This is a genomic window from Cyclobacterium roseum (assembly GCF_010119225.1).
GTDB lineage: Bacteria > Bacteroidota > Bacteroidia > Cytophagales > Cyclobacteriaceae > Cyclobacterium > Cyclobacterium roseum.
In genome coordinates this window covers 36,055-42,132 of record NZ_WNKF01000027.1, presented here as the reverse complement: position 1 = coordinate 42,132, position 6,078 = coordinate 36,055, and the positions used below count along the sequence as shown (strand labels likewise).

Here is a 6,078-nt window from a genome sequence, read left to right as displayed (position 1 = left end):
GACCGTTAATCCATCCGTATCCAAATCCCCCTTGCCAAGGGGGTAAGGGGGATTTAAAGGACGAAAATCGTTCGGGAAATTAAAAATAGTGTTTGCGGTACAAGTTTTTAGAGGTTTTTATGGCTTAAAAATTAAAGTTCTCGTTAAAATCCCCTCCCGACTCTGGTCGGGACAGGCGTTGCCCTCCGCGGCGGAGGGAATTGCTAAAATGCCTGCCTAAAGCTGAATTGGAGCCATTTCAACGGGCTGAGATAGCTACCCGGTAATAAAGAATTAAATCAACTAAGCGCCGCCTAAAATCGACCTCAGGTTACTAGACAAAAAAAAGCGGCTGTTCACTGAGAACAGCCGCTTTTGCTTTTTACTAAAAAGCCATCCTGTTTAACTCCCGCACATTTCACAGTCATCCGGATTGTCAAGCGAGCAGGCGATGGCATCCTGCTGCTGTTTTTTGTCATCAGGTGCTGCTGCTGGATCGTGCTTTTTGTCCAGTTGCGATTTATCCACGGTAAATTGGATGGCACTGCTGGCGGCTTTGGAACGCAAGTAATAAATGCCTGTTTTCAATCCTTTTTTCCAGGCGTAAAAATGCATGGAAGTCAATTTTCCAAAGTTGGGCTCCTGCAGGAAGAGGTTCATGCTCTGGGATTGACACACATAAGCACCCCGGTCGGCAGCCATATCGATGATTACCTTTTGAGAAATCTCCCATACGGTTTTGTACAGGTCTTTGAGATTCTGAGGGATTTCAGGGATGTTCTGCACAGAACCATTGGCACCGATCAACTTGTTTTTCATATTATCGTTCCAAAGGCCCAGACGGATCAGATCCCTCATCAGGTGCTTGTTCACCACCACAAACTCTCCGGAAAGGGTCCTGCGGGTGTAAATATTGGAAGTGTACGGTTCAAAGCACTCGTTGTTACCCAATATCTGAGAAGTGGAGGCAGTAGGCATGGGAGCCACCAACAGCGAATTGCGAACCCCATATTTATTTACTTTTTGCTTTAACTCAGTCCAGTTCCAGCGGCCCGATTTCGGAGTCACTCCCCAAAGGTCAAACTGAAACAAGCCCTGAGATACCGGAGATCCTTCATAGGTTTCGTAGGTTCCATGGAGTTTTGCCAATTCCATAGAGGTCTCCATGGCGGCAAAATAGATGGTTTCGAAAATCGCTTCGTTCAGGCCTTTGGCTTCTTCTGAATCGAACGGCATGCGCAACAGGATAAAGGCATCTGCCAGCCCCTGTATCCCCAAACCGACCGGACGGTGTCTGAAATTAGATTTTCGGGCTTCGGGTACCGGATAGTAGTTGACATCGATCACCTTGTTTAGGTTTCGGGTCACTACCTTGGTCACTTCATAGAGTTTTTGATGGTCAAAATGCCTTTTTCCATCTTTTGCGGTAGCGACAAATTTGGGCAGGGCAATGGATGCCAGGTTACAAACGGCTACTTCATCCGGAGAGGTGTATTCCATGATTTCGGTACACAGATTGGAAGATTTGATCGTCCCCAGGTTTTTCTGGTTAGATTTTCCATTGGCTGCGTCCTTATACAAGATGTAGGGAGTACCGGTTTCTATTTGGGATTCGAGGATTTCAAACCAGAGTTCCTGAGCTTTGATGATCTCCCGTGCCCTGCCTTCTTTCTCGTATTTTTCATAAAGTCTTTCAAACTCTTCTCCGTGGCAATCCGCCAGACCGGGTGCCTCATGCGGACAAAACAAGGACCAGTTTTCGTTGGCTTCGACTCTTTTCATAAAGAGGTCGGAAATCCAAACTGCATAGAATAGATCCCGTGCACGAAGTTCTTCCTTGCCGTGATTTTTCTTCAGGTCCAGAAAATCCTTGATATCCGCATGCCAGGGTTCCAGGTAAATGGCAAAGCTGCCTTTTCGCTTACCACCGCCCTGATCCACATAACGGGCGGTCATGTCAAAATTCCGCAACATGGGGACAATTCCATTGGATACCCCGTTGGTACCGCGAATGTAGGAACCTTTGGCTCGTACATTATGAATGGAGAGGCCAATGCCTCCGGCAGATTGTGATATTTTTGCACACTGCTTCAGGGTATCATAGATGCCATCGATGCTGTCGTCTTTCATGGTTAACAGAAAGCAGGAAGACAACTGAGGCTTTGGTGTACCGGCATTGAAAAGCGTAGGAGTGGCATGGGTAAACCATTTCTGCGAAAGCAAGTGGTAGGTTTCGATGGCCGCATCGATGTCTTCCTTGTGAATGCCAATGGAAACGCGCATCAGCATGTGCTGCGGGCGCTCCACTACTTTACCGTCGAGTTTGATCAGGTAACTTCTTTCCAGTGTCTTGAACCCGAAAAAGTCATAATCAAAATCGCGATTGTAATCGATGACTTCATCCAGCTTGGCGGCATGTTTTTTCACAATACCATACACATCAGGAGCAACCAGGGCTGCATTCTCATCCGTTTTGGGATTGATGTAGGTATACAACCTTTTCATGGTATTGGAAAAGGACTGACTGGTGGTTTTGTGCAGATTGGAAATAGCAATTCTGGCAGCCAGGACTGCGTATTCCGGGTGCTTTACGGTAAGGGATGCACAGACCTCTGCGGCCAGGTTATCCAGTTCGGTGGTGGTCACCCCGTCATACAGCCCGTCGATCACTTTTTTGGCGACCTCTATGGGCTGAATGTATCGGGCATCCAGGCCATAGCATAGATTTTCTATGCGGGTAGTGATTTTGTCGAATCTGACGGACTCTCTTCTGCCGTCTCTTTTGATTACTAACATACTGATTGGTTATTAAAATGGTTAAAAAGTATCAAAAATCCTCTTCTACGGAAAATTTCCCTGAACCGTTGGCGACGTCTTTGTTTTTCATTACGCCTGCTTTTTGATAATCCCCAACCCGCTTCTCAAAGAAATTGGTTTTTCCTTGCAGGGATATCATGTCCATGAAATCAAATGGATTGGTACTGTTCCAAACTTTGGGACAGTCCAATTCCTGTAGCAGCCTGTCGGCTACAAACTCTATATACTGACACATTAGTTCCGCATTCATTCCGATAAGCCTCACCGGTAATGCATCGGTCACGAATTCTTTTTCAATTTCCACCGCATCCTTGATGATACCGATGATGGTTTCTTCAGGTAACCGGTTAACCACGTGCTTCGTGTACAGGTGACAGGCAAAATCACAATGCAATCCCTCATCCCGTGATATCAGTTCGTTTGAAAACGTCAGCCCTGGCATCAGCCCTCTTTTCTTTAGCCAGAAAATAGAACAGAAGGAACCGGAGAAGAAAATACCTTCTACGGCAGCGAAGGCAATCAACCGCTCGTGAAAGTCTCCCTGATCAATCCATCTCAAAGCCCACTCCGCCTTCTTTTTGACGCAATCCAGGTGCTCGATAGCATTAAATAAGCGATCCCGTTCATCTGGGCTTTTGATGTAGGTGTCAATAAGTAAGCTGTATGTTTCGCTGTGTATGTTTTCCATGGCTATTTGGAAACCATAAAAAAACTTGGCCTCGGTGTACTGCACCTCGGACACAAAATGTTCAGCAAGATTTTCGTTTACAATTCCGTCACTAGCCGCAAAGAAGGCCAGAACGTGAGATATGAAGTGTCTTTCGTTATCACTTAGATTTTTCCAGTCATTGAAATCCTGACCCAGATCGATCTCTTCCGCGGTCCAAAAACTAGCCTCGGCTTTTTTGTAGTATTCCCAAATGTCATCGTGCTGAATGGGGAATAAGACAAAACGGCTGTTATCTCCTTGTTCTAATATTGGTTCTGACTTCATTACTCCAATTGGTTTATTAAATTAAATAGATGGCTAAGGTGCCTTTTGTTCGTTTTAACTTGGTATGGTTCGTTTTCGTAACAACACCTTAACAAATATGGGCAAGAAAATTCAAAAAGTAAAGCCCAAAACAGTGCCAAAGTCCTAAATATTGACTAATGGTCAAATACACATAATGCACTAATATACAGATAAATAATTAGGTTAAAATAAATCAAAACTTTAATCTAAAATGACCTGAATCGTTGGTCCAACTTTTTTCAAATTATTTTAATCAAATTGAAAAAGCCCGAAAACGACTCTTTTTTTGACCAATGGTCAATTTATTTTTTAATTTAGCCCGCTCTTAGCTTGATTACTTGTTGAAAAACAGACAGATAAGCGATTACTGTGAATTTTGTAAAATAAAATACGAAATACATACCGCTAAAAATGCAGCTTTCTTTATTTTCCAGGCATCTTACTGTCAGAAGCCAGCGCTTTGGTAATTAATATTTCGTTATTATTTTACGAATCTGTGATTTTTTCTTATATTTGCACCTCAATTTTGATAATTGTAATCTATCAAATTATTATGTACGCAATAGTTAACATTTCCGGTAAGCAGTTCAAAGTAACAAAAGAGCAGCAGATCTTTGCACCCAAAATGCAAGGTGAAGTTGACGCTTCCGTAGAATTCGATCAGGTGCTGTTGGCAGATGACAACGGTACGGTATCGGTAGGCGCACCCCTGTTGGAAGGTGCCAAGGTATCGGGGAAAATCCTCGATCACGTAAAGGGAGACAAAGTGATTGTTTTCAAGAAAAAGCGGAGAAAAGGCTACAAGAAGAAAAACGGCCACCGTCAGCAGTATACAAAAATCGTAATCGAAGATATCGTACTTTAAGTATCCGAACAGGAAACTCTAAACAAATAAAATTATGGCACATAAGAAAGGTGTAGGTAGTTCCAAAAACGGAAGAGAATCAGAAAGCAAGCGGCTTGGAGTGAAAAAATTTGGTGGAGAGTCAGTTATAGCTGGCAACATCATTGTTAGGCAAAGAGGAACAAAGCATCATCCCGGATTGAACGTAGGTTTGGGAAAAGATCATACCTTGTTTGCGCTGACTCCCGGTACAGTGGCTTTTGCCAAGAAACACGACGGAAGATCCTACGTGAATGTACTTCCCAGTGAAGCATAAAATTCCTTTTGAGGAGTAAATTACGTAAGGCCTCTGCTAGGGGCCTTTTTTTGTGTATAGGTCCTTGGTAAAAGGCATATACCACCAATAAACCATTCATATTATTTCCGGTAATCCACCGGTTTCAAATTTTGTTTTTGTCATGAATTACACTGAAAATTACAGAGGAATAAAGATCGACGTGCAGTCGGTAAATCTAGACATCAATGGCTCGGTGCAGGAGGAAATCCGCTCGTCCATAGACAAGTTATCCAAATTCACACCGGATATCAATGCAGTGGACATTTACTTCAAAACCGAAGGACATGGAGGTACGGCAAAGCATGTGGTAGGCATGCGGGTAGGGATACCTGGCCCGGATGTATTCGCCGAAGATAAGGGAGACCATTGGATTCCTTTATTGAAAGACGTAGTGGATAAATTGGTCCGGCAATTAAAGAAGAACAAATAATCCCTTTCCAAAAAGCTTCCGTTAGAACAAACGGAAGCTTTTTATTTCTTCCCAAAAATACAAGGCATTTTGAGGAGAGATCAATACAATGACGGCAATCCCAAATACTGCCCCATAGAAGTGGGCATCGTGATTGATCGCATCGTCGCCCATTTTTCCCTTGTAAAAGGCATATCCTAAAAACAAAAGCCCCAGTATAAACCCGGGAAGACAGAAAATACCAAAAATACAAATGTCAGATAGAGGCATTAGCACAATACTAGCAAAAACGGTAGCAGAAGTTCCTCCCGAGGCCCCCAGGGCGTGATAGGAGGGGTTATCTTTTTCTTTAAGATAGGTAGGGATATCCGCCACGACAATGGCCAGCAGGTAAAACCCGATAAATGCCAGGGCTCCCATACCTTGTCCAAATTTATACATCAGGTATTGCTCTACCACATTTCCAAAAAAATAAAAGGTAAACATGTTGAAAAGCAGATGGGTGCCGTCTTTGTGGACAAAGCCGGAAGTTATAAACCGCTGGTAGGATTTATTCCGCTGTATCAGATAAGGAGTAAATAGCTGGTTTTGCAAAAAACCAGGGTTATTCCAGCCATAGTAGGATACCAGACAAGTGATGGCGATGACAATGATCGTTAGCGATAGCTCCATGGGTT

Annotated in this window: 6 protein-coding genes; 3 read left to right on the top strand and 3 right to left on the bottom strand. The window is 43.6% G+C overall.

Going from position 1 to position 6,078, the window contains the following annotated elements:
• Window positions 1-381 precede the first annotated feature (381 nt).
• Window positions 382-2,775, bottom strand: coding sequence for a ribonucleoside-diphosphate reductase subunit alpha (locus GJQ68_RS22505; RefSeq protein WP_162419517.1), 2,394 nt, complete (start codon window positions 2,773-2,775; stop codon window positions 382-384).
• 31 nt (window positions 2,776-2,806) lie between these two features.
• Window positions 2,807-3,790, bottom strand: coding sequence for a ribonucleotide-diphosphate reductase subunit beta (locus tag GJQ68_RS22500; RefSeq protein WP_162419516.1), 984 nt, complete (start codon window positions 3,788-3,790; stop codon window positions 2,807-2,809).
• A 574-nt stretch (window positions 3,791-4,364) separates the two neighbouring features.
• Here GJQ68_RS22500 and rplU point away from each other — a divergent pair.
• The 3 genes from rplU to GJQ68_RS22485 all read left to right on the top strand — a co-directional run bounded on the left by rplU (window position 4,365) and on the right by GJQ68_RS22485 (window position 5,422).
• Window positions 4,365-4,676 (top strand): 50S ribosomal protein L21, encoded by a 312-nt coding sequence (gene rplU, locus GJQ68_RS22495; protein ID WP_162343347.1) that lies wholly within the window; start codon window positions 4,365-4,367, stop codon window positions 4,674-4,676.
• A 34-nt stretch (window positions 4,677-4,710) separates the two neighbouring features.
• Window positions 4,711-4,971, top strand: coding sequence for a 50S ribosomal protein L27 (rpmA, locus tag GJQ68_RS22490; RefSeq protein WP_162343306.1), 261 nt, complete (start codon window positions 4,711-4,713; stop codon window positions 4,969-4,971).
• A 142-nt stretch (window positions 4,972-5,113) separates the two neighbouring features.
• Entirely contained in the window at window positions 5,114-5,422 is a 309-nt protein-coding gene (locus GJQ68_RS22485) for an HPF/RaiA family ribosome-associated protein (RefSeq protein WP_162419515.1), read from the top strand.
• Between the two features lie 21 nt (window positions 5,423-5,443).
• On the opposite strand, the gene GJQ68_RS22480 is transcribed toward GJQ68_RS22485, so the two are convergent.
• Complete coding sequence (locus GJQ68_RS22480) at window positions 5,444-6,073, bottom strand: rhomboid family intramembrane serine protease (protein WP_162419514.1); 630 nt, start codon at window positions 6,071-6,073, stop codon at window positions 5,444-5,446.
• Window positions 6,074-6,078 lie beyond the last annotated feature (5 nt).